Genomic DNA, 19,910 nt, shown 5'->3' with positions numbered 1-19,910 from the left:
GGGGCATGGGTTGGCAAGCAAGGCACACCCGCTTTTTCCCGGCACTTTTGCCCCTGTCAAAGCGCGGCCGTCTGGGGCATATGGGGGCCGCGAGACGCAATTCAATCGGGAGAGCCCCATGCACGATATCCGCCTGATCCGCGAGACCCCCGCAGCCTTCGACGCCGCGATGGCGCGCCGGGGCCTGTCGGGCGTATCGGCCGAGGTGCTCGCGCTCGACGAGGCGCGCCGGGCCGCGATCACCGCCGCCGAGGCGGCGCAGGCCGAGGCCAACAAGGCCGCAAAGGAGGTGGGCGCGGCCAAGGCGAAGGGCGACGAGGCCGAATTCGAGCGGCTGCGCGCGCTGGTGGCGGAGAAGAAGGGCGAGATTGCCCGGCTGACCGACGAGGCGAAGGCGAAAGATGCCGCCCTCACCGATCTGCTCATGGGCCTGCCCAATGTCATGGCCGATGACGTGCCCGACGGGGCCGACGAAGACGATAACGTGGAGTTGAAGCGCTGGGGCACGCCGCGCAGCTTCGATTTCACCCCCGTGGAGCATTACGAGCTGCCGGCGACCAAATCCGGGCTCAATTTCGAGCTTGCCGCCAAGCTCTCGGGCGCGCGCTTTGCCGTGCTGTCAGGCGCCGTCGCCCGCCTCCACCGCGCGCTGGCCCAGTTCATGCTCGATACCCATGTCACCGAGAACGGGCTGACCGAGGCGATCACCCCCGTTCTGGTGCGCGAAGAGATGATGTATGGCACCGGGCAATTGCCGAAATTCGGCGAAGACAGCTACAAGACCGAGGAAGGCTGGTGGCTGATCCCCACGGCGGAGGTGACGCTGACCAACTTCGTCAACGGCGAGATCGTCGAGGGTGCCGATCTGCCGATGCGCTATGTCGCCCATACCCAGTGTTTCCGCTCCGAGGCGGGCAGCGCGGGGAAAGACACGGCGGGGATGCTGCGTCAGCACCAGTTCGAAAAGGTCGAGATGGTGTCGATCGCCGCGCCCGACCAGTCGGAGGCGGAACATGCGGCGATGACGCGCCGGGCCGAGGATATCCTCGAACGGCTCGGGCTGCCCTACCGCACCATCGTGCTCTGCACGGGCGATACCGGCTTCGGCGCGCGCCGCACCCATGACATCGAAGTCTGGCTGCCGGGCCAGAACACCTATCGCGAGATCTCGTCTGTCTCCACCACCGGCGATTTTCAGGCCCGCCGGATGAATGCCCGCTACCGCCCGGAACCGGGGGCGAAGCCCGAATACCTGCACACGCTGAACGGCTCCGGCCTCGCCGTGGGCCGCTGCCTGATCGCGGTGCTGGAAAACGGCCAGGAAGCCGATGGCTCGGTGACCCTGCCCGCCGCGCTGCACCCCTATCTTGGCGGCAAGACCCGGCTCAGCGCCGAGGGCGTGCTGGCGTAGGGTGCGCATTTACTGCGCACCGCGTGTCCAAACAGGCGGTCAGGAATTGGTACGCATGAATCACCGCGTCGCCAGAGTCCGCCGGGGAGTGGTGCGCAGTAAATGCGCACCCTACGGGTCGGGCGAAACGGTTTGCTAACCGTGATCGGCCATGCTCACCCCATGTCGGTTTACGTCCGCCCACGCATCCCCGGGGCCAGCATCTTCTTCACCGTCAACCTGCAAACGCGCGGACGCGATCTGCTGACCCGCGAGGTCGAAACGTTACGCAAAGCTGTGGCGCAGACCCGGGCGGAACGCCCGTTCCGCATCGACGCCTGGGTCGCGATGCCCGATCACATGCACGCGGTCTGGACCCTGCCCGAGGGGGATGCGGATTACGCTGCGCAATGAAGCATGATCAAGGCGCGGTTTTCCCGGGCGGTTGCCCCGGGACGCCGCCGAGCATCCCATGTGAAACGGCGCGAACGTGGCGTTTGGCAGCGGCGGTTCTGGGAGCGCCACGTGAGGAACGAGGAAGAAATGGCCGCCTGCATTCGCTATTGCCATTTCAATCCGGTGAAACACGGGTTTGTCGCGCGCCCACAGGATTGGCCGTTCTCGTCGGTCCACCGCGACATCCGCGCCGGCCGGTGGCCGTAGGGTGCGCATTCATGCGCACCGCGTGTCAAACCGGGGCCGGGCGATGACTTGGCGCGCATGGAGATGAAGCGGTGCGCATGAATGCGCACCCTACGCTTGCTTGTTCCCGATACCATGCGCCGCGTCATGGGAATCCTTGAAAGTAGCGTTGCCGTCCGCGTCTGTTCCGCCCCCTCGCAGAAGAAACATCGTGCTCCAGAGCGGGCTGTCACTGCTGAAACTTTTCATCAAATCACCTCGTCAAAGCTGTCTTTTCGACGTTCAAACCACCGAATAGGGCCCAACGAACTGCATCCCTACCAAGTCGGCCGCTTCCAAAGCCTGTTTCAGCCGGTCGGAAATAAGGATCCTATTGCGGAAACCTCCGTCGCAGAACAGATCCCGATCGCCGATGATCTCGCTTCGGAAAACCGGCACCCAATCCTTGGGGTCGCCGCGTTGATCCGCACGTATCGCCGGCCCATCGTCATAAGGATTTCTCCAGTCCGGGCCGGTTGGGTAATGCCGCACCGGTGGCTGGCTTCTTTCACGGTCAAGGGCAAACACCCTATACCCCACGGCGAAATAGAAAAACTCCAGGTCAATCACGTCGCCATGCCCGTCCTCAATCTGCACCGGAACGAATTGATGAATGCCCGGATCATGCGCCTCGATAACATCGCGGAAGGCTGAGGTGACGATCGTTGTGGACACAAAAGCACGCCCGAAATCGCAATAATACGCCGGGCGGTCCTTTCGGCAGCCGCTTGCCGTCACCCGCAGGCGGGTCGGCATATGCGTCGTATCCATGTGCCGCCCAGAATCCCACCACGCCGTAATCGCCAGCGGATTGGCACCGATGTCGATGCTCATGTCGAGCGGTTTGACGGCCCGAATATCGCCGTCCAGCTCGTCAATCTCCCTGTAACAGCCTTCGTTTTCGTCGTGAATGTCGTCCGTCAACAACGCCCAGATTGGACCTGTCATGTCTCTCCACCTCTTTGTTCTTGTCCTGCGGTCTGCGCCGCCCCCATCTTCTCCAGCCTGTCCTTATCCACCAGCCGGGCGATGATCGGGTGCAGCCGCAGCTCGCCCTCTTTCACGACCTGTTGGAAGTTACCGATGACGCTGGCGGTGGTCTTCGCATCCGGCGCGATCACGTCGATCAGCCAGTTGATCTCACCGCTCGTCCAGTCCTCGGCCTTGAGCCGCACAGGCCATGTCCCCGATTTGATCTGCTCGCGGATTTTCGCATCCACCTCTTCCGAGACCGACGCCCAGATCGCGAGGACGAGCGGTGCGCATGAATGCGCACCCTACGGGGCGTGCATTGTGCGCGCCATCCGGTCACTCCGCCGCAACCGCCGCCCGGGTGCGCGCCTTCGGGAAGGGCACGAGTTGCTCCGCCTCCTCGTCCCAGAGCTTCAGCGTGAAGGCGTGCAGCGCCTCACCGAAGCTGATCCGGCGCAGCTGGTGCGTCTTCTCCAGTTGCCGATGGGCGGCGCGCAGCCGGTAGGAGGGGATCGACGCGACAAGGTGGTGAATGTCGTGCTTGGTGATATTCGCCACCGCCTCGTCGAAGACCCAGCCGAAATCGAGGCAGGAGCCGCCCTGGATCGCCGCGCGCGACGGGTCGAGATCGGGCCGCCTGTCCCACCAGGTGCCCTCGAAATTGTGCTGGAGATAGACGAGAAACACGCCGATCATCCCGCCGAGCCAGACCGCCAGCGCCACGGTCAGCACCCCGGCCCAGCCCGCCCAGAGCCAGAGCAGGCCGAAATAGGCCAGGATCGCCACGTTATGCGCCAGCATCGCCCCCGCTCCGACCCGGGCGGCGTTCTTCGGCCAGCGATAGACGAAGAAGTAGGTGTAGAGCGCGCCGACCGGGATCAGCACCAGTGGATGACGGTAGAGCCGGTAATAGAGCCGCTGCCAGAACCCGGCCTCGCGCCACTCGCGCAGGGTCATGGTATGGATCTCGGTCGTCTCGCGCGCGTCGAGGTCGCCGACATAGGCGTGGTGCATGTTGTGGTTGTAGCGCATCTGCGGATAGGCGGCCATGGTGAAGGGCGAGACGAGGTAGCCCCAGATCTCGTTCTGCCGCCTTGTGCGGAACAGCGAGAGATGGCCCAGATCGTGCTGCAGCACGTAAAGCCGCACGCCCGCGAAGGCCAGCACGATCACCCCCAGCGCCGCGATCGGCCACCGCCCCTGCCCCGCCGCGGTGACCGAGACCGCAACCCCGGCGGCATAGACGGCAAGATTGCCGAGCAGGCTGGCATAGGCCAGCCAGTTATCCTTGCCGGTGAAACGCCGCAGCTCCTGTTTGAGCTCCATGATCGCCCCCATCGTTGCACGCCCCGGTTGTGAGCGCCGGATGCAATAGCAGGTTTGTGCAACAGCTTAATGGCGCGCCACGAAGGCGCAAGGGGGCAATGCGGGATCGGCAGGAAGCGGCGGGAGAGCGGCGCGGGGACGGCAAGCGGGGCCGATCACACCCGGCTTGCGAACGCCGCAGCGCGCCAGGGACGCCGTGGCCGATGCGGTGATCCAGGCGCTGTCTTGCCCCCTTCCGGCACCACCACCAACTTCAGAAATCCGGATAAGTGGAGTCTGGCGCGGGGCAGACCTCTGAGTGTTTTCTCGTAAAATCATACCCATACACCAACCTCCACCACATCCCGCCAGCCCGTAAACGATTTGGAAACCTGCCGCGCACTATGGTCTCGGCAGATCCAAGCCACGGGGAGGCCCCGCATGTTCACCGATGAAACCCTTGCCCTCAACTTCAAGGCCCTGTCCCATCCGCGCCGGGCGATGCTGTTTCGCCTGCTCGTCAACAGGCCGGAGGCGGGCGACAATCTCGACCGGCTGATCGCCGAAAGCCGGCTGAGCTATTCCACCGCCATCCACCACCTGCGCGAGATGGAGCGTTGCGGCCTCGTGCAGCGCCAGCGGCGGGGGGTTCACACCGCCTACCGGCTGGCGCCCGGCGCTTTCGCCCGGGCCCTGGCGGCGGTACTGCGGATGAGCGAGGCGGCGCGGGCCAAGCCCCGGCGTGTCGCCTGAGGTCAGCGGCGGATCGGCACGCCGCGCCGGCCGGCGAGGTCGGTGACGTATTGCCAGGCCACCCGGCCCGAGCGGGCGCCGCGCGTGGCCTGCCATTCGATCGCCTCGGCGCGCAGGGTCTCGTCGTCGATGTCGATGCCGAAGGCGTCGCAATAGCCGCGGATCATGGCGAGGTAGTCGTCCTGGCTGCAGGGATGGAAGCCGAGCCAGAGGCCGAACCGGTCGGAGAGCGACACTTTCTCTTCCACCGCTTCCGACGGGTTGATTGCGGACGAGCGCTCGTTCTCGATCATGTCGCGCGGCATCAGGTGGCGGCGGTTCGAGGTGGCGTAAAACACCACGTTTTCCGGCCGCCCCTCGATCCCGCCATCGAGCACCGCCTTGAGACTTTTGTAATGCTCGTCGTCATGGCTGAACGAGAGATCGTCGCAGAACAGCAGGAAGCGGTGATCGCTCGCACGCAGATGAGCGAGCAGCCGGCCCACCGAGGGCAGATCCTCGCGCTGCAGCTCGACGATCTTCAGCCCCGCCGCCTCGGCATTCACCGCCGCATGCACCGCCTTGACCAGCGAGCTCTTGCCCATCCCGCGCGCGCCCCAGAGCAGGGCGTTGTTGGCGGGCAGGCCACGGGCGAACTGGCGGGTATTCTCCAGCAGGATATCGCGCACCCGGTCAACGCCCACGAGCAGGCCAACATCGACGCGCGCCACCTTCTCCACCGGTACCAGCCGGTCGGGCGCGACATGCCAGACAAACGCCTCCGCCGCATCGAAATCCGGGGCCGCGAGGGGCGCCGGGCTGATCCGTTCCAGCGCCTCGGCGATCCGTGTCAGCGCCGCGTCAGACATCAGCCCTTGTCGCCCTTGCCGCCATCCTTCGCGTCATCGTCGTCGGCGATATCCCAAACCTCGCCCTCGGCGGCCTTATCGGCCTCTTCCTCGTCGTCGAATTCGCGGAAGATCGGGTCGTCCTTGGCCGCTGCTTCGGCCTCGGCGCGGGCTTTTGCCTCGGCTTCCTCGGCGGCAACGTCCTCATCGGGGTCGACCCAGAGCCCCTCGGCGCGCAGCTGCGCCTCGCGCTGCTTCTCGAAGCGGCGCACCAGGTGGATGGAGATTTCGTAAAGCCCATAGACCACGGTGAACAGGATCACCTGGGTGATCACATCCGGCGGGGTGACGACGGCGGCCAGCGTCAGGATGCCGACGATGGCGTATTTGCGCATCCCCGCCAGCCCGACGGAGGTGGCAAGCCCGGCGCGGCCCATCAGCGTGAGCAGCACCGGCAACTGGAACGACAGCCCGAAGGCGACGATCAGCTTGAGCGTGATGTCGAGCGTCTCGTTCACCTTACCCTGAAAGACGATCTCGATCCCCTGCCGTGCCGCCGGTTCGACGGTCTCGCCGGTACTGTCGGGCAGGATCGCAGTGAGCAGCGACGAGGCATCGGCAAAGCCGAGGAAGAACTTCATCGCCAGCGGCGTGACGATGAAATGGGCAAAGGCCCCGCCCGCGAGAAACATCGCCGGCGAGGCGATCAGGAAGGGCAGAAACGCCGCCTTTTCAGACTTGTAGAGGCCGGGCGCGACGAAGCGCCAGAGCTGGTTGGCGATGAAAGGAAAGCCCAGCACCAGCCCGCCCACCATGCCGATACGCACCAGCGTGAAGAAATATTCCTGCGGCGCGGTGTATTGCATCACCGGGTTGGGGTTGCCGAGCTGGCGCATGCTCGCCTCGATCGGGATCAGCAGCCAGTCGAGGATGGTGCCCGCGAAGATGAAGGCGACGACAAAGGCCAGCACGAAGGCCAGCACCGCCCGGATCAGCCGGGTGCGCAGCTCGGCCAGGTGTTCGATCAGCGGCGCGGAGCTGTCTTCGATCTCGTCTTCGGTGCGGCTCATGCGTCGTCGGCCTTGTCAGTCCTGGCGGATGGTTTCGGCGCGGCTTTCTTCGCCGGAGCCTTTTTCGCGGCCGGTTTTGCAGCCGGTTTCGCGGTGGCGGGCTTTTTCGCGGCCGGTTTCTTCGCGGCAGGCTTTTTCGCGGGGGCCTTGGCGGCGGGTTTCTTCGCCGCCGCGGTCTTCGCGGGGGCCTTGGCCGGTTTGGCTGGCGCTTCCGCCTCGGTTTTCACCTCCGCCCCGGCTTTCGTCGCCGCTTCGCGCTCCAGCTTCGCCCGGCCCGCCTTCTCGGTGGCGGCGCGGATCTTTTCGATATCCGCCTGACGCTCCGGATCGACCGGCTTGGCCGGTTCGGCCTCGTCCTTCGCCTTTGCCGGCTTGGACGGGTCCCATTTGTCGAAGGCGTCGGCGGCCTCGTTGAGCTTGTTGAGCCCGTAGGAGCGCGGCGAGGTCATGCTCTTGAGCTCCTTGGCCGCGTCGCGCATGCCGCTTTCATCGGCGGCGGCGTTCATGGCGGAGGTGAACTCACGCCCCAGCGCCCGCGCCCGCGCGGTAAACCGGCCCAGCGTGCGGAACATCGCGGGCAGATCCTTCGGCCCGACGACGATCAGCGCCACGACGCCGATCACAAGCAGCTCAGTGAACCCGATATCGAACATGAGACGGCCCCCGGGCTAAATCAGGCGTCGTCCTTGTCCTTTTCCGGGGTGACGTCTTTCGCCGCCTCGGCCGCCTGATCCTCGATTTCCCGCTTGCCTTCGTCGACGCCCCGTTTGAACGAGGTAATCCCCTTGCCGACTTCGCCCATCAGCGAGGCGATCTTGCCGCGCCCGAAGAGAACGAGAACGACAACCGCAATCAACAAGACTTGCCATGGCCCAAGTGACATTCGCTTTCCTTTCGCGGAATGATTTGAAAACTCCCGGCTCGTATCTATTGCCTCGCGGCTCAAGATCAAACCCCGAATGCATCTCTGCGGGCAATAAAATGCCGCCCGGCGTCAGTCTTCGCGCCTGCGCCAGTCTTTTTTCGGGGTCACCGGGAAGACGAAACACCGGTCGCGGCGGATCGCGATCCAGAGCGGCGTGCCGGGTTTGGGCAGGAACACACTGGGCACGGTGGCCTTGAGCGAGGAGCCGTCGAACTCCATCCGGAACTCGACCAGGCTCTCCTTGCCGATGAAGCGCGCCCGTTCGACGATGCCGCGCGCCCAGACGCCGTGTTCGGGGCTGGGCGCCGGCCCCTGCCCGCCCCGGTCGAAGTCGATCTTGAGGTGCTGGGGCCGGATCACGATCTCGACATTGGCGCCGTCGGCCTGCCCCGGCGCCATGAACTTGCCGAACGCCGTCTCGGTCAGCAGCCCCTGCACGCTGCCACGGATCACATTGATATCGCTGAAAAAAGCCGCAGCCTCTCGGTCGACCGGCGCGTTATAGACGTTGTAGGGCGCGCCCTGCTGAACGATCTCGCCCTTGCGCATCAGGGCGATGTCATCGGCCATGCGCATCGCCTCCTCAGGCTCGTGGGTAACGAGCAGTACCGCCGTGCCCTCGTCCTTCAGGATCGACAGCGTCTCGTCGCGGATCCCGTCGCGCAGCCGGTTGTCGAGGCCCGAAAACGGCTCGTCCATCAGCATGATGCGGGGGCGCGGTGCGAGCGCCCGCGCCAGCGCGACGCGCTGCTGTTCACCGCCGGAAAGCTCATGGGGGAAGTTGTCCATGTAACGCACGAGGCCGACCTTTTCGAGCAGCTCGCGCACCCGCAGGCGCTTTTCGGTGCGGGTGCCCGTGAGGCCGAAGGCGACGTTGTCGAACACGCTCAGATGCGGAAACAGCGCAAAATCCTGAAACATCAGCCCGGTGCCGCGCTGTTCGGGCGGCACGAAGACGCCCTGGTTCACGATCACCGTGCCGTCCATGCGAATCTCGCCGGTATCGGGCCGGTCGACACCGGCGATGATCCTGAGCGTGGTGGACTTGCCGCAGCCGGAGGGGCCGAGCAGGCAGGTCACCTGCCCGGGCATGACCTTGAGCGACACGTCGCGCACCACCGCCCGCCCGCCATAGGCCCGCGTGATGTTTCGCACTTCCAGCCGAGGTTCCATGCGCGCGCCGTTCCGCTCCCGATACCCGATCAAACTGCTCGGAATTTCCCTTAAGCCGCAGATAACAGCCGGCGTCTCGCCCCGCAAGCCTGCGGCACCCGGCCCCGCTTGCAGCCGGCAAAAGCGTCCCCATTTGTGTAGGAGGAAGGGAGTACTGCTGTGAAAACAATTCTCGTTGCCACCGATCTGTCTGAACGCTCCGATCGCGCGGTGCGCCGCGCTCTGCGCCTGGCGGCGCAGTTCGGCGCCGATTGCCACGTTCTGCATATTGTCGATGACAGCCTGCCGACGGATATGGCCGAACCGCTGCGTGCGGAGGCCGAACTTCGTCTGCGCCGTTTCGTGACCCACAACCAGGGCGACGTGGACGCCCGCGTTCACGTGCTCATCGGCGATCCGCCCAGTGTGGTGCCCGCCGAAGCCCGCGCCCTCGATGCCGATCTCGTGGTGGTCGGCCTGCACCGCCCGCGCGCCATTCTCGACCGGCTGCGCGAAACCACGATGGAACGGATCGTGCGGTTGCTGAACCGGCCCGTGCTCCTGGTGCGCGACACCGCCGACCACGATTATGGCCGGGCGCTGGTGCCGGTGAGCTTCTCGCCCGCCTGCGCCTCGGCGTTGCGTGCGGCCAATACGCTGGCGCCGCAAGGCGAGATCACCGTGTTTCACGCCGTCTACCTGCCCTTTGCCGGCCTCACCCGCGAGCACCCGGGCGGCCCGATGGACCGCGAACTGACCCGCGAAGCCAAGGCCGTCTGCGAACACTGGCGCGACACCGAAAAGCTTACCGGCCCCGAAGGGCGGGTGAGCTTCACATCCGGCAGCCTGTCGGAAGTATTCCAGCGCAAGCTGGCCGAGGTGCAACCGGACCTGGTCGCGCTCGGCGCGCATACGCGCGGGCCGCTCGCCGTGTATACGCTCGGCAGCTTCGCCGCCGATCTGCTGCGCGATCCGCCGACCGATCTGCTGTTGGCGCATCCATAGGCGTTAGGCTCAGAAGGTCGCGTTCACCTCGCCACCGTCGACCAGAACGTTCTGGCCGACCATGAAGGCCGCCTGCTGCGAGCACAGGAAGGCGCAGACAGCGCCGAATTCCTGCGGTGTGCCGTCACGCCCCACCGGGTTGGCGGCCAGCCGGGCGGCTTTCTGCGCCTCGACGGTGATGCCCTTCTGCCCGGCATTGCGGGCATCGGTGCCGCGCAGGCGGTCGGTGTCATGGCTGCCGGGCAACAGGTTGTTGACGGTCACGCCCGAGCCGGCCACCTGCCGCGCCATCCCGGCGACAAAGCCGGTCAGCCCGGTGCGCGCGGTGGTGGACAGGCCAAGCGCGGGCAGCGGCGCCTTCACCGCGCGCGAGGTGATGTTGACCACACGGCCCCAGCCGCGCGCCATCATCCCCGGCACCAGCGCCTGCATCAATGCGACGGCCGAGAGCATGTTGGCGTCGAAGGCGGCGATGAAAGCGTCGCGGTCCCAGTCGGTCCAGACACCCGGCGGCGGGCCACCGGCATTGGTGACGAGGATATCCACCTCGCCGGCCATTGCGAGCACCGCGGCACGCCCCTCTTCGGTCGAAATATCGGCGGCAACGGTCTCGACCGGCACACCGCAGCGCGCGCGAATCTCCGCCGCCGTCGCCTCAAGCGCTTCGGCGCCGCGCGCGTTCAGCACGAGGGCCACGCCCTCGCCCGCCAGCGCCTCGGCCACGCCGCGCCCCAGCCCCTTCGACGCGGCGCAGACCAGCGCCCGTTTGCCCCTGATGCCGAAATCCATGCCGTTTCCTTTCGCGTCGCCAGATTTGCCCCCCCGGTAACAAACCCCGCGCGATTCGCCCATGCCGCCCGGCGCGGGAACAATCACCCCCGCTCGCGCCCGCCCGTCGCCGCCCCGGCAACAAAGTCCGCCCGGCCCCGTCCGGATCGCGGCATATCCCAAGGGATTTGTTGACCTTTTGCAGCGCTCGGACTACCGTCATGCGGCTGCGGTGGGGGCCGCGCGGTGGAGTTGTCATGTCGTTTCAACCCTCTCTTATCGAGTTGCCGGTTCGTCACCTGTCCGTGTTCCGGGCGGATCTGTTCCGGGTGTCGCATGGCGTGAACGAAAACGAACCGCTCAGCGACGCCTCCGAACTCATTCACGAAGATATCTACATGCTCGCTGAGGGCGCCCAGCCCGTGCGCCTCGCGCTCGCCCCGGAGGATGAGCGCGGCGCCTTCCGGGTGGCCGCCGACAGCGCAGCCGGCCGTGCCGGTGCGCCGCTCTACCTCGACAGCCTGCTCACCTTCATGGACGCCACCGGCGATACCCGCGAAGTGCTCGTCTTCGTCGAGGTCGACGGGCGCGAAGGCACCATCGCGCAGGTCTATCTCCATGCGCTCGCCCCGCTCGACGAAAAAACCGGCTATACCCTCGTCACCATCGACCGTGACGGCGCCCGCGCCCGGCTCGCGGCCTCGGCCACGATTGCCTTCACCCGCGGCACCCGGATCACGATGGCGGACGGGCGGCAGGTGCCGATCGAAGCCCTGCGGCCCGGCGACCGCGTGCTCACCCGCGACAGCGGCCCGCAGGCCGTGCGCTGGACGGGGATGCAGACGCTGCGCGCCACCGGCGCCTTCGCGCCGATCACCATCGCGGCGGGCACGCTCAACAATACCGGCACGCTGGTGGTGAGCCCGAACCACCGGCTGTTCATCTACCAGCGCGTCGATGCGCTGAAGGCCGGGCGCAAGGAAATCCTCGTCAAAGCCGGGCTTCTGGTGAACGGCACCAGCGTGACGCAGGAACCGGGCGGCTTTGTCGATTACTTCCAGGTCCTCTTCGACAAGCACGAGATCATCTATGCCGAGGGGATCGCCGCCGAGAGCCTGTTCCTCGACACCAATACCCGGCCCGCCCTGCCCGAAGAAGTGGCCCGCCGCCTCGCCGGCACCGCCGCCACCCGCCTGCCCGGCCATGAGCTGCACGAGGCCGACCTTGCCGCCCGCAAGGATGCGGTGGCGCTGCTCAAGCGAATCTCGGCGCTCTGACGCCGCTTGCCGCGCCCCCGGCGCGCGGCTATATCGCGCCCATGTTGGACGCAGCCGCCCCGAACCGCCCGAACCTGCCGCCGGAGATTGCCCGGCGGCGCACCTTTGCCATCATCTCGCACCCCGATGCCGGCAAGACGACGCTGACCGAAAAGTTCCTGCTCTACGGCGGCGCGATCCAGATGGCGGGCCAGGTGCGCGCCAAGGGCGAGGCCCGGCGCACCCGCTCGGACTTCATGAAGATGGAGCAGGACCGGGGCATCTCCGTCTCGGCCTCGGCGATGAGCTTCGATTTCGGCAAATACCGCTTCAACCTCGTCGACACGCCGGGCCACTCCGACTTCTCGGAAGACACCTACCGCACGCTCACCGCGGTGGATGCCGCGATCATGGTGATCGACGGCGCGAAGGGTGTGGAGAGCCAGACGCAGAAGCTGTTTGAAGTCTGCCGGATGCGCGATCTGCCGATCCTGACCTTTTGCAACAAGATGGACCGCGAGGCGCGCGACACGTTCGAGATCATCGACGAAATCCAGGAGATGCTGGCGATCCACGTCACGCCCGCAAGCTGGCCGATCGGCATGGGGCGCGACTTTCTCGGCTGTTACGACATGCTGAACGACCGGCTGGAACTGATGGACCGCGCCGACCGCAACAAGGTGGCCGAGAGCATCAAGATGGAGGGGCTCGACGACCCGAAACTGGCCGACCATGTGCCCGCCCATCTGCTGGAGCTATTGCGCGAAGAGGTCGAGATGGCGCGCGAGCTGCTGCCCGCCATCGACGCCGAAGAAGTGGCGGCGGGGATGATGACGCCGATCTGGTTCGGCTCGGCGATCAACTCCTTCGGCGTGAAGGAACTGATGGAGGGGATCGCCAAATACGGCCCCGAACCGCAGCCGCAAAGCGCCGAACCGCGCCAGATTTCCCCAGAGGAAACAACGGTTTCCGGCTTCGTCTTCAAGGTTCAGGCGAATATGGACGCCAAGCACCGCGACCGGGTGGCCTTCGTGCGCATGGCCTCGGGGCATTTCAAACGCGGCATGAAACTGACCCATGTGCGCTCGAAGAAACCGATGGCGATCTCCAACCCGGTGATGTTCCTCGCCTCCGACCGGGAACTGGCCGAGGAAGCCTGGGCCGGCGATATCATCGGCATCCCCAATCACGGCCAGCTGCGCATCGGCGACACGCTCACCGAGGGCGAGGCGCTGCGGGTGACGGGCATCCCCTCCTTCGCGCCGGAACTGCTGCAGACCGTGCGCGCCGGCGATCCGATGAAGGCCAAGCATCTGGAGAAAGCCCTGATGCAATTCGCCGAGGAAGGGGCCGCCAAGGTGTTCAAGCCCGATATCGGCTCGGGCTTCATCGTCGGCGTTGTCGGCGCGCTGCAATTCGAGGTGCTGGCGAGCCGGATCGAGCTGGAATACGGATTGCCCGTGCGCTTCGAGGCCACGCAATTCACCTCCGCGCGCTGGATCTCGGGCCCGAAGGCGGAGATGGAGGCATTCATCAAGGCCAACAAGCAGCATATCGGCCATGACCATGACGGCGACCCGGTCTATCTGACCCGCCTGCAATGGGATATCGACCGCGCCGAGCGGGATTACCCGGAGCTGACGCTCTCCGCGACGAAGGAAATGCACGGGGCGTAAGCGGCGGCGAGGGGGCCAGCCCCCTCGCGCTCCCCCGAGGTATTTTTGGAACGAAGAAAAGGAGGCCCGCCATGCCTCAGGCCATCCCGCGCACCCTCGTCGCCAGCGCCCTCGGCGTGCCGGAATCCGACCTGCCGCCGGGCGATCTGCCGCTCGACCGGCTCGCCACCCGTTTCCTCGCCTATACCCGCGCGGGCGATGGCGAGACGGTGCCCGAGGGCCATCCCGACGCCTGGACCTATGCGCTGTTTGATGACTTGACCCGCGCACACCCCGCCCTCGCCCTGGCCGCGCTGCGCGCCACGCTGGCGGCCTGCGCCAGCCCCGAAGACGTGGCGATGGTCGCCGCCGGGCCGCTGGAAGACCTGATCGCCGAGAACGGCGCGGCGGTGATCGGCGAAATCGAGGCGCTGGCCGCAAGCGCGCCGCGCTTCGCCTATGCGCTCACCGGCGTTTGGCAGCGCGAAACCCCGCCGCTCCTCTGGGCGCGGATCGAGGCGGCGCGGGCAGGCGCGGACGGGCTCGACGACGGCGCGCCGCTGCCCGCCGCCGGGGGGCTGGGCTGAGGTTCAGCCCAGCTTCGCGTCCATCGTGATCTCGCAGGACAGAAGCTGCGACACCGGGCAGCCCGTCTCCGCCGCTTTCGCCGCCGCCATCAGCGTGGCCTCGTCGCCGGCGGCCGAGAAGGTCACATCCAGATGCGCAGCGACGATCTTCGCCCCGTCGCTCAGATCGAGCGAGATGGTCGAGCGGGCCTCGATCCGGGTCGCGGTAATGCCCTGTTCGGCAAGGATATTCGAAAGCGCCATCGAGAAGCAGGCCGCGTGGGCGGCGCCGATCAGCTCTTCGGGGTTGGTCCCCGGCGCGCCCTCGAAGCGCTCCCTGAAATCGTAGGCCACATCCTTGAGCACGCCGCTTTGCGACGACAGATGCCCCTGCCCCTCTTTCAACGTGCCTTCCCAGACGGCGCTGCCATATTTGCGGATCATATCATCCTCCTGTTCGCTGTCTCTCCATCCCGACCCGTGAGCGCGGCGCTGTCAAGCCCGCTGTGATGGCGACTTCCTTGACCTTTGCGCGCCTGCGCAGTAAGGCCTCTTTCATCAAGACGCCCCGGCAATCCGGCCGGGCGGGCCGCGTGGGGTTTGCGGCCAGTCACGCCGCAACATTCACGAAAGGCATCACTTGACCAAGTTTTCCGATCTCAATCTGAGCCCGAAGGTGCTCAAGGCCGTCGAAGAGGCGGGCTACGAAACGCCCACCCCGATTCAGGAAGGCGCAATCCCGCCGGCGCTCGAAGGGCGCGACGTGCTGGGCATCGCCCAGACCGGCACCGGCAAGACCGCCTCCTTCACCCTGCCGATGGTGACGATGCTGGCGCGGGGCCGCGCCCGGGCCCGGATGCCGCGCTCGCTGGTGCTCTGTCCGACGCGCGAACTGGCGGCCCAGGTGGCCGAGAACTTCGACACCTACGCCAAGCATGTGAAGCTGACCAAGGCGCTGCTGATCGGCGGCGTTTCGTTCAAGGAACAGGACCAGCTCATCGACCGCGGCGTCGACGTGCTGATCGCCACGCCGGGCCGGCTGCTCGACCATTTCGAGCGCGGCAAGCTGTTGCTGACCGGCGTGCAGATCATGGTGGTCGACGAGGCCGACCGGATGCTCGACATGGGCTTCATCCCCGATATCGAGCGCATTTTCGGCCTCGTGCCCTTCACCCGGCAGACACTGTTCTTCTCGGCCACGATGGCGCCCGAGATCGAGCGGATCACCAACACCTTCCTGTCCAACCCCGCCCGCGTCGAGGTGGCCCGTCAGGCGACGGCCTCGGCCACGATCGAACAGGGCAAGGTGATGTTCAAACCGGGCCGGCGCGACCGCGCGGCCTCGGACAAGCGCGCGTTGCTGCGCGCAATGATCGACGGCGAGGGCGCGGCCTGCACCAACGCGATCATCTTCTGCAACCGCAAGACGGATGTGGATATCGTCGCCAAGAGCCTCAAGCAGCATGGCTACAACGCCCAGCCGATCCACGGCGATCTCGACCAGTCGAAGCGCATGGAAGTGCTTCAGGGCTTCCGCGACGGCACGATCCAGTTTCTCTGCGCCTCCGACGTGGCGGCGCGGGGGCTCGACATTCCGAATGTGAGCCACGTGTTCAACTTCGACGTGCCCAGCCATGCCGAAGACTACGTGCACCGGATCGGGCGGACCGGGCGTGCCGGGCGCAAGGGCAAGACGCTGATGATCTGCGAGCCGCGCGACGGCAAGAACCTCGATGCGGTGGAACGGCTGATCGGCAACGAGATCCCCGTGCTTGAAAATCCGCTCGCCGGCAAGGCCGAGGCAGCGGAAGAAAGCCCGCGCGAGGAGAGCCCGAAGAAAACCACGAGCGGATCGCGCGGCAAAAGCGGCTCGTCGCGCAGCAAAAGCAGCGCACCGGCCCGCAAGGACGAGGCGCCCCGCGAAGAGGCCGCGCGCGACGACAGCGCCAGGGACAAGAGCGAAAGCCGATCGTCATCCGGCTCGGGTTCGGACAGCGGCCGCAGCAGCCGAGGGCGCAAACCTTCGGGCCGTGACGGCGGCAAGGGTGTGGTCGGCATGGGCGACCACATGCCGGGCTTCATCGCCCAGAGCTTCGACGAACGCCGCGACGACTGAGCGGTCGCAATGGCGCCTTGGGCCGGTCTTCGCATCGACCCATCGCCATTGAGGCTGGCTGGCTCACCCGCCCGCGTGATCCGGTAGGTCTTTAAGCTGCAGGCGCCTTGAGGAATATGAGGGACGAGTGCGAGGGGCAGCGCCCCTCGCTCCGGCAACCGGCACAAGCGGTGGCGCTCAGGGTTCCAGCCGGCTCATCACCACGGTCACTTCGGGTTTGCGGCCAATCTCATCCAGCGCCGTCTTCTTGGCGATCTTCACCAACTCGCCCTCCAGCGCGTCATCGTCGCGCAGGGTCTTGCCCTTGGCGCGCATCAGGAACTGGCCCAGATCTTCCTCCAGCACGTCGATCAGCGAGGCGCGGCTCTTGCCGGTTTCCGGCAGGCCCACGATCTCGACCCAGGGATCGCCCAGCGGCTCGTCGCCTTCGAGGATGACGTTGACGATCACGTGACCGTTCAGCGCCAGCCGGATGCGGTCGCGCACGATGCCGTCAAGCGCGCCGATCAGGATATCGCCGTCGAGATAGACCCGGTCCGCCTCGACATGCTCGACCACATGCGGCACGGGGCCTGTCAGATCGGCCAGCGCGCCGTTGACCACCACCAGCGATTGCCGCCCGTTGGCCTGCGCCAGTTTCGCATGTTCGCGCAGGTGGCGGTGCTCGCCATGCATGGGGATCACGAATTCCGGGTCCACCACCGCGTGCATCTTTTCAAGATCGGGCCGGTTGGCATGGCCGGAAACGTGATAGCGGTCGTCCTCGGCAACCACGTCCACGCCCATCTCGGAAAAGGCGTTGAGGATGCGGCCCACCGAGCGCTCGTTGCCCGGAATGGTCTTGGAGGAAAACAGAAAGGTGTCGCCCTCGGCCATTTCCAGCCCGAGATACTTGCCGCGCGCAAGCTGGGCCGACGCCGCGCGGCGCTCGCCCTGGCTGCCTGTGACGATCAGCATCAGGCTTTCGCGCGGGATGTCGCGCGCGTCTTCCGGGGTCACGGTCGCCGGGAAGCTCTCGACGATCCCGGTTTTCACCGCCGCCTCGATCATCCGCCGCATCGCCCGGCCCAGCAGGCAGACCGAGCGGCCCGCCGCCTGCCCGGCCTCGGCCAGCGTCTTCACCCGGGCGACGTTGGAGGCGAAGGTGGTGGCCACCACCATATGCGGGGCCTTTGTCACCAGCGCCTCGATCTCCGATTTCAGCCCGGCCTCGGAGCGGCCCGGATGCGGCGAGAACACGTTGGTCGAGTCGCAGACCAGCGCCCGCACCCGCCCGCCGGTGGCTTCACGCCAGAGCGCCTCGTCCCACGGCTCGCCGACGCCGGGCGCCGGATCGAGCTTGAAATCGCCGGTATGCACGATCCGCCCGCCGGGGCTGTCGATCACCAGGCCGGCGCTTTCGGGGATCGAATGCGAGATCGGCAGGAACGCCACCTTGAACGGCCCGGCCTCGACCTTCTCCGGCCAGGCGCCGACGATCTCGACGTTCGAGGGGTCCTGGCCCGCATCCTCCAGCTTGAGCTGGGCCAGGTGGCCGGTGAAGGCGCGGGCATAGACCGGCACCTTGAGCTCGGGCCAGAGCCGCCCCACCGCGCCCACATGGTCCTCATGGGCATGGGTGATGAAGATCGCCTCCAGCCGGTCGATATTCTCCTTGAGGAAGGAGATGTCGGGCATGATCAGGTTGACCCCCGGCGTGGTGTCCATGTCGGGGAAGGTGACGCCCAGATCGACGAGGATCAGCCGTTCCTCGCCCGGCTTGCCCCAGCCGTAGACATAGGCGTTCATGCCGATCTCCCCCGCGCCGCCAAGGGGAAGGTAGATCAGCCTGTTCTTGCTCATGTGGGGTCCTGCTCTTTTGTTGCGGCACTCATACCGTGCCCTGTTCTTTGTTATACGCCCAGATCGTCACAAGGCCATGCATGGTCAGCTCATCGGCGAATTCGTCGAAAACCGGGGCATGGCTCTGGAACAGGGGCGCGAGGCCGCCGGTGCCGATCACCTTCATCGGGCGGCCATGCTCTTGCTTGATCCGGGCCGAGATTTCCTTGATCAGCCCGACATAGCCCCAGAAGATGCCCGATTGCATACAGGCGACCGTGTTGGTGCCGATCACATGGTCGGGATGGGTGATGTCCACATGCGGCAGCGCCGCGGCGGCCATGTGCAGGGCTTCGAGGCTGAGGTTCACCCCCGGCGCGATCACCCCGCCGATATAGGCGCCGTCCTTGTCGGCCACGTCGAAGGTGGTGGCGGTGCCGAAATCGACGATGATCAGATCGCCGCCGTATTTGTCGTACCCGGCGACGGTGTTGACCAGCCGGTCCGGCCCCACCTGCGTGCCCGCGTCCACCCGCACGCCCACCGGCAACAGGCACTCGGGCTTGCCCACCACCAGCGGACGGATGCCGAAATAGCGGTCGGTGAAGACGCGCAGATTGAACACCACGCGCGGCACGGTCGAGGAGATCACCACGCCGGTGATCTCGGGCCTGACCAGCCCGTGATGGCGCGTGAGCGTGTCCCACCAGACGAAATACTGATCGGCGGTGCGCTGGTACTCGGTCGAGGTGCGCAGGCTGAACAGAAACTTTTCGCCGTCCCAGATAGAGAAGACGGTATTGGTATTGCCGCAATCGATGGCAAGGAGCATGGGGGGACCCCCTCAGAAGAAAATATCGCCTGCCGCGATGCGGCGAAGACCATGCGGGGTTGATAAGACAAGTCGCCCCCCCTCGTCCACCTCGCGGAAGGTGCCGGTGATCTCCTCGGCGGGCAGGCGCGCGGTGATCGCCTCGCCCAGCCGGGCGGCGCGGGCGAGCCAGGCGGTGCGGATCGGGGCGAAGCCGAGCGTGGTGAACTGCTCGTCCCGCTCGGCAAAGGCGGGCGCGAGGGTTTCGAGGAAGCTTTCGGGCGTGACCCGCACCCCGGTCTCGCCAACGAGTGAGACCGGGCGCAGCGCCTGCGCCTCCACCTCGCCCGCGCCGGGCGCTTCGGCAAGGTTCACGCCGATACCGATGGCGACCCCGGCGATGCGCCCGCCGCTCATCAGGCTTTCAAGCAGAATACCCGCCACCTTGCCACCGTTCAGCAGCACGTCATTGGGCCATTTGAGGGCAAGAGGCTCAGCCCGCCCGGTGAGGTGCAGAAAGGCATCGTGCACCGCCAGCGCGGTCACGAAGCTGCGCAAGGCTGCGGTTTCGGGGTCGTCGACGGGCAACACCAGCGTGGCGGCGAAATTGCCCGCCGGGTTGGCCCAGGCCCGGCCCCGCCGGCCGCGCGCGGCAGTCTGGCGGCTGGCGGTGATCCAGGTCGGCCCGGCGAAATCGGCAAAGCGGCGCACCGCCTCGTCGAGCGTGGAATCGACCTCGCCCAGCGGCAGGTGGCCATAGCCGCGTGGCCAGCCACCCGTCATCGCGCTCCCCGAAGTCTTTCCAAGACTTCGGGCCGTTTTCCTAGCAAGAAAACG

General features: G+C 66.4%; 21 protein-coding genes and 1 pseudogene. 9 read left to right on the top strand and 13 right to left on the bottom strand.

Translation table 11 applies throughout. From position 1 onward, the window contains the following. The first annotated feature begins 118 nt into the window (after nt 1–118). From serS to QMG28_RS21030, 3 genes are all read left to right on the top strand, one after another. Nucleotides 119–1,411 carry a serine--tRNA ligase gene (serS, locus tag QMG28_RS08605; RefSeq protein ID WP_281841819.1) on the top strand — a complete coding sequence of 431 codons (1,293 nt, stop codon included), beginning with the start codon at nt 119–121 and terminating at the stop codon, nt 1,409–1,411. Between the two features lie 162 nt (nt 1,412–1,573). After that, the gene (locus QMG28_RS08600; protein ID WP_281841818.1) at nt 1,574–1,804 is read left to right on the top strand and encodes a transposase; all 231 of its coding nucleotides are present in this window, start codon (nt 1,574–1,576) and stop codon (nt 1,802–1,804) included. 3 nt (nt 1,805–1,807) lie between these two features. Then, entirely contained in the window at nt 1,808–2,053 is a 246-nt protein-coding gene (locus tag QMG28_RS21030; RefSeq protein ID WP_434784436.1) for an REP-associated tyrosine transposase, read from the top strand. 261 nt (nt 2,054–2,314) lie between these two features. Here the strand turns inward: QMG28_RS21030 and QMG28_RS08595 are convergent, their stop codons facing one another. The 3 genes and pseudogenes from QMG28_RS08595 to QMG28_RS08585 form a co-directional block, all read right to left on the bottom strand. Beyond that, on the bottom strand, nt 2,315–3,019 hold the full coding sequence (locus QMG28_RS08595; protein ID WP_281841816.1) for an imm11 family protein: 705 nt from the start codon (nt 3,017–3,019) through the stop codon (nt 2,315–2,317). Then, nucleotides 3,016–3,321: pseudogene (locus QMG28_RS08590) on the bottom strand (toxin-activating lysine-acyltransferase); the annotation flags it as partial. The pseudogene QMG28_RS08590 and the gene QMG28_RS08595, both read right to left, overlap by 4 nt. 58 nt (nt 3,322–3,379) lie before the next feature. Next, nucleotides 3,380–4,369, bottom strand: a complete 990-nt coding sequence (locus tag QMG28_RS08585) for a fatty acid desaturase (RefSeq protein ID WP_281841815.1) — start codon at nt 4,367–4,369, stop codon at nt 3,380–3,382. 420 nt (nt 4,370–4,789) lie between these two features. Between QMG28_RS08585 and QMG28_RS08580 the strand changes: the two genes are divergently transcribed. Beyond that, complete coding sequence (locus QMG28_RS08580; protein ID WP_281841814.1) at nt 4,790–5,101, top strand: ArsR/SmtB family transcription factor; 312 nt, start codon at nt 4,790–4,792, stop codon at nt 5,099–5,101. A 2-nt stretch (nt 5,102–5,103) separates the two neighbouring features. Here QMG28_RS08580 and QMG28_RS08575 read toward each other — a convergent pair whose 3' ends face one another. From QMG28_RS08575 to QMG28_RS08555, 5 genes are all read right to left on the bottom strand, one after another. Further along, nucleotides 5,104–5,949 carry an ATP-binding protein gene (locus QMG28_RS08575; protein ID WP_281841813.1) on the bottom strand — a complete coding sequence of 282 codons (846 nt, stop codon included), beginning with the start codon at nt 5,947–5,949 and terminating at the stop codon, nt 5,104–5,106. Beyond that, the gene (tatC, locus tag QMG28_RS08570; protein ID WP_281841812.1) at nt 5,949–6,998 is read right to left on the bottom strand and encodes a twin-arginine translocase subunit TatC; all 1,050 of its coding nucleotides are present in this window, start codon (nt 6,996–6,998) and stop codon (nt 5,949–5,951) included. Before tatC ends, QMG28_RS08575 begins: the two co-directional genes overlap by 1 nt. Beyond that, nucleotides 6,995–7,651 (bottom strand): Sec-independent protein translocase protein TatB, encoded by a 657-nt coding sequence (gene tatB, locus QMG28_RS08565; protein ID WP_281841811.1) that lies wholly within the window; start codon nt 7,649–7,651, stop codon nt 6,995–6,997. The genes tatC and tatB overlap by 4 nt, the downstream gene beginning before the upstream one ends. A 20-nt stretch (nt 7,652–7,671) precedes the next feature. After that, nucleotides 7,672–7,881, bottom strand: a complete 210-nt coding sequence (tatA, locus tag QMG28_RS08560; protein WP_281842039.1) for a twin-arginine translocase TatA/TatE family subunit — start codon at nt 7,879–7,881, stop codon at nt 7,672–7,674. Between the two features lie 111 nt (nt 7,882–7,992). Beyond that, nucleotides 7,993–9,096 carry an ABC transporter ATP-binding protein gene (locus QMG28_RS08555; protein ID WP_281841810.1) on the bottom strand — a complete coding sequence of 368 codons (1,104 nt, stop codon included), beginning with the start codon at nt 9,094–9,096 and terminating at the stop codon, nt 7,993–7,995. Nucleotides 9,097–9,255: 159 nt separating this feature from the next. Between QMG28_RS08555 and QMG28_RS08550 the strand changes: the two genes are divergently transcribed. Continuing rightward, nucleotides 9,256–10,080, top strand: coding sequence for a universal stress protein (locus QMG28_RS08550; RefSeq protein WP_281841809.1), 825 nt, complete (start codon nt 9,256–9,258; stop codon nt 10,078–10,080). A gap of 9 nt (nt 10,081–10,089) precedes the next feature. Here QMG28_RS08550 and QMG28_RS08545 read toward each other — a convergent pair whose 3' ends face one another. Then, on the bottom strand, nt 10,090–10,869 hold the full coding sequence (locus tag QMG28_RS08545) for an SDR family oxidoreductase (RefSeq protein ID WP_281841808.1): 780 nt from the start codon (nt 10,867–10,869) through the stop codon (nt 10,090–10,092). Nucleotides 10,870–11,105: 236 nt separating this feature from the next. Between QMG28_RS08545 and QMG28_RS08540 the strand changes: the two genes are divergently transcribed. The 3 genes from QMG28_RS08540 to QMG28_RS08530 all read left to right on the top strand — a co-directional run bounded on the left by QMG28_RS08540 (nt 11,106) and on the right by QMG28_RS08530 (nt 14,346). Then, nucleotides 11,106–12,125 (top strand): Hint domain-containing protein, encoded by a 1,020-nt coding sequence (locus QMG28_RS08540; RefSeq protein WP_281841807.1) that lies wholly within the window; start codon nt 11,106–11,108, stop codon nt 12,123–12,125. A 41-nt stretch (nt 12,126–12,166) separates the two neighbouring features. Next, entirely contained in the window at nt 12,167–13,780 is a 1,614-nt protein-coding gene (locus QMG28_RS08535) for a peptide chain release factor 3 (RefSeq protein ID WP_281841806.1), read from the top strand. A gap of 71 nt (nt 13,781–13,851) precedes the next feature. Beyond that, on the top strand, nt 13,852–14,346 hold the full coding sequence (locus QMG28_RS08530; RefSeq protein WP_281841805.1) for a DUF6869 domain-containing protein: 495 nt from the start codon (nt 13,852–13,854) through the stop codon (nt 14,344–14,346). A 3-nt stretch (nt 14,347–14,349) separates the two neighbouring features. Here the strand turns inward: QMG28_RS08530 and QMG28_RS08525 are convergent, their stop codons facing one another. Next, complete coding sequence (locus QMG28_RS08525) at nt 14,350–14,769, bottom strand: OsmC family peroxiredoxin (RefSeq protein WP_281841804.1); 420 nt, start codon at nt 14,767–14,769, stop codon at nt 14,350–14,352. Nucleotides 14,770–14,965: 196 nt separating this feature from the next. Between QMG28_RS08525 and QMG28_RS08520 the strand changes: the two genes are divergently transcribed. Next, nucleotides 14,966–16,441 (top strand): DEAD/DEAH box helicase, encoded by a 1,476-nt coding sequence (locus QMG28_RS08520; RefSeq protein ID WP_281841803.1) that lies wholly within the window; start codon nt 14,966–14,968, stop codon nt 16,439–16,441. Between the two features lie 177 nt (nt 16,442–16,618). Here QMG28_RS08520 and QMG28_RS08515 read toward each other — a convergent pair whose 3' ends face one another. From QMG28_RS08515 to QMG28_RS08505, 3 genes are read right to left on the bottom strand one after another with little or no spacing between them, the layout of a single operon-like run. Then, nucleotides 16,619–18,283, bottom strand: coding sequence for a ribonuclease J (locus QMG28_RS08515; protein WP_281841802.1), 1,665 nt, complete (start codon nt 18,281–18,283; stop codon nt 16,619–16,621). A gap of 28 nt (nt 18,284–18,311) precedes the next feature. Further along, the gene (locus QMG28_RS08510) at nt 18,312–19,094 is read right to left on the bottom strand and encodes a type III pantothenate kinase (protein WP_281841800.1); all 783 of its coding nucleotides are present in this window, start codon (nt 19,092–19,094) and stop codon (nt 18,312–18,314) included. 12 nt (nt 19,095–19,106) lie between these two features. Beyond that, a complete protein-coding gene (locus QMG28_RS08505) occupies nt 19,107–19,856 on the bottom strand; it encodes a biotin--[acetyl-CoA-carboxylase] ligase (protein ID WP_281841799.1) in 750 nt (249 codons plus the stop codon). Nucleotides 19,857–19,910: the final 54 nt, after the last annotated feature.

It is taken from the genome of Sinisalibacter aestuarii (assembly GCF_027923545.1).
GTDB classification, from domain to species: domain Bacteria; phylum Pseudomonadota; class Alphaproteobacteria; order Rhodobacterales; family Rhodobacteraceae; genus Sinisalibacter; species Sinisalibacter aestuarii.
The sequence above is the reverse complement of the archived record's forward strand: the minus strand, read 5'-3'. Positions and strand labels throughout refer to the sequence as shown.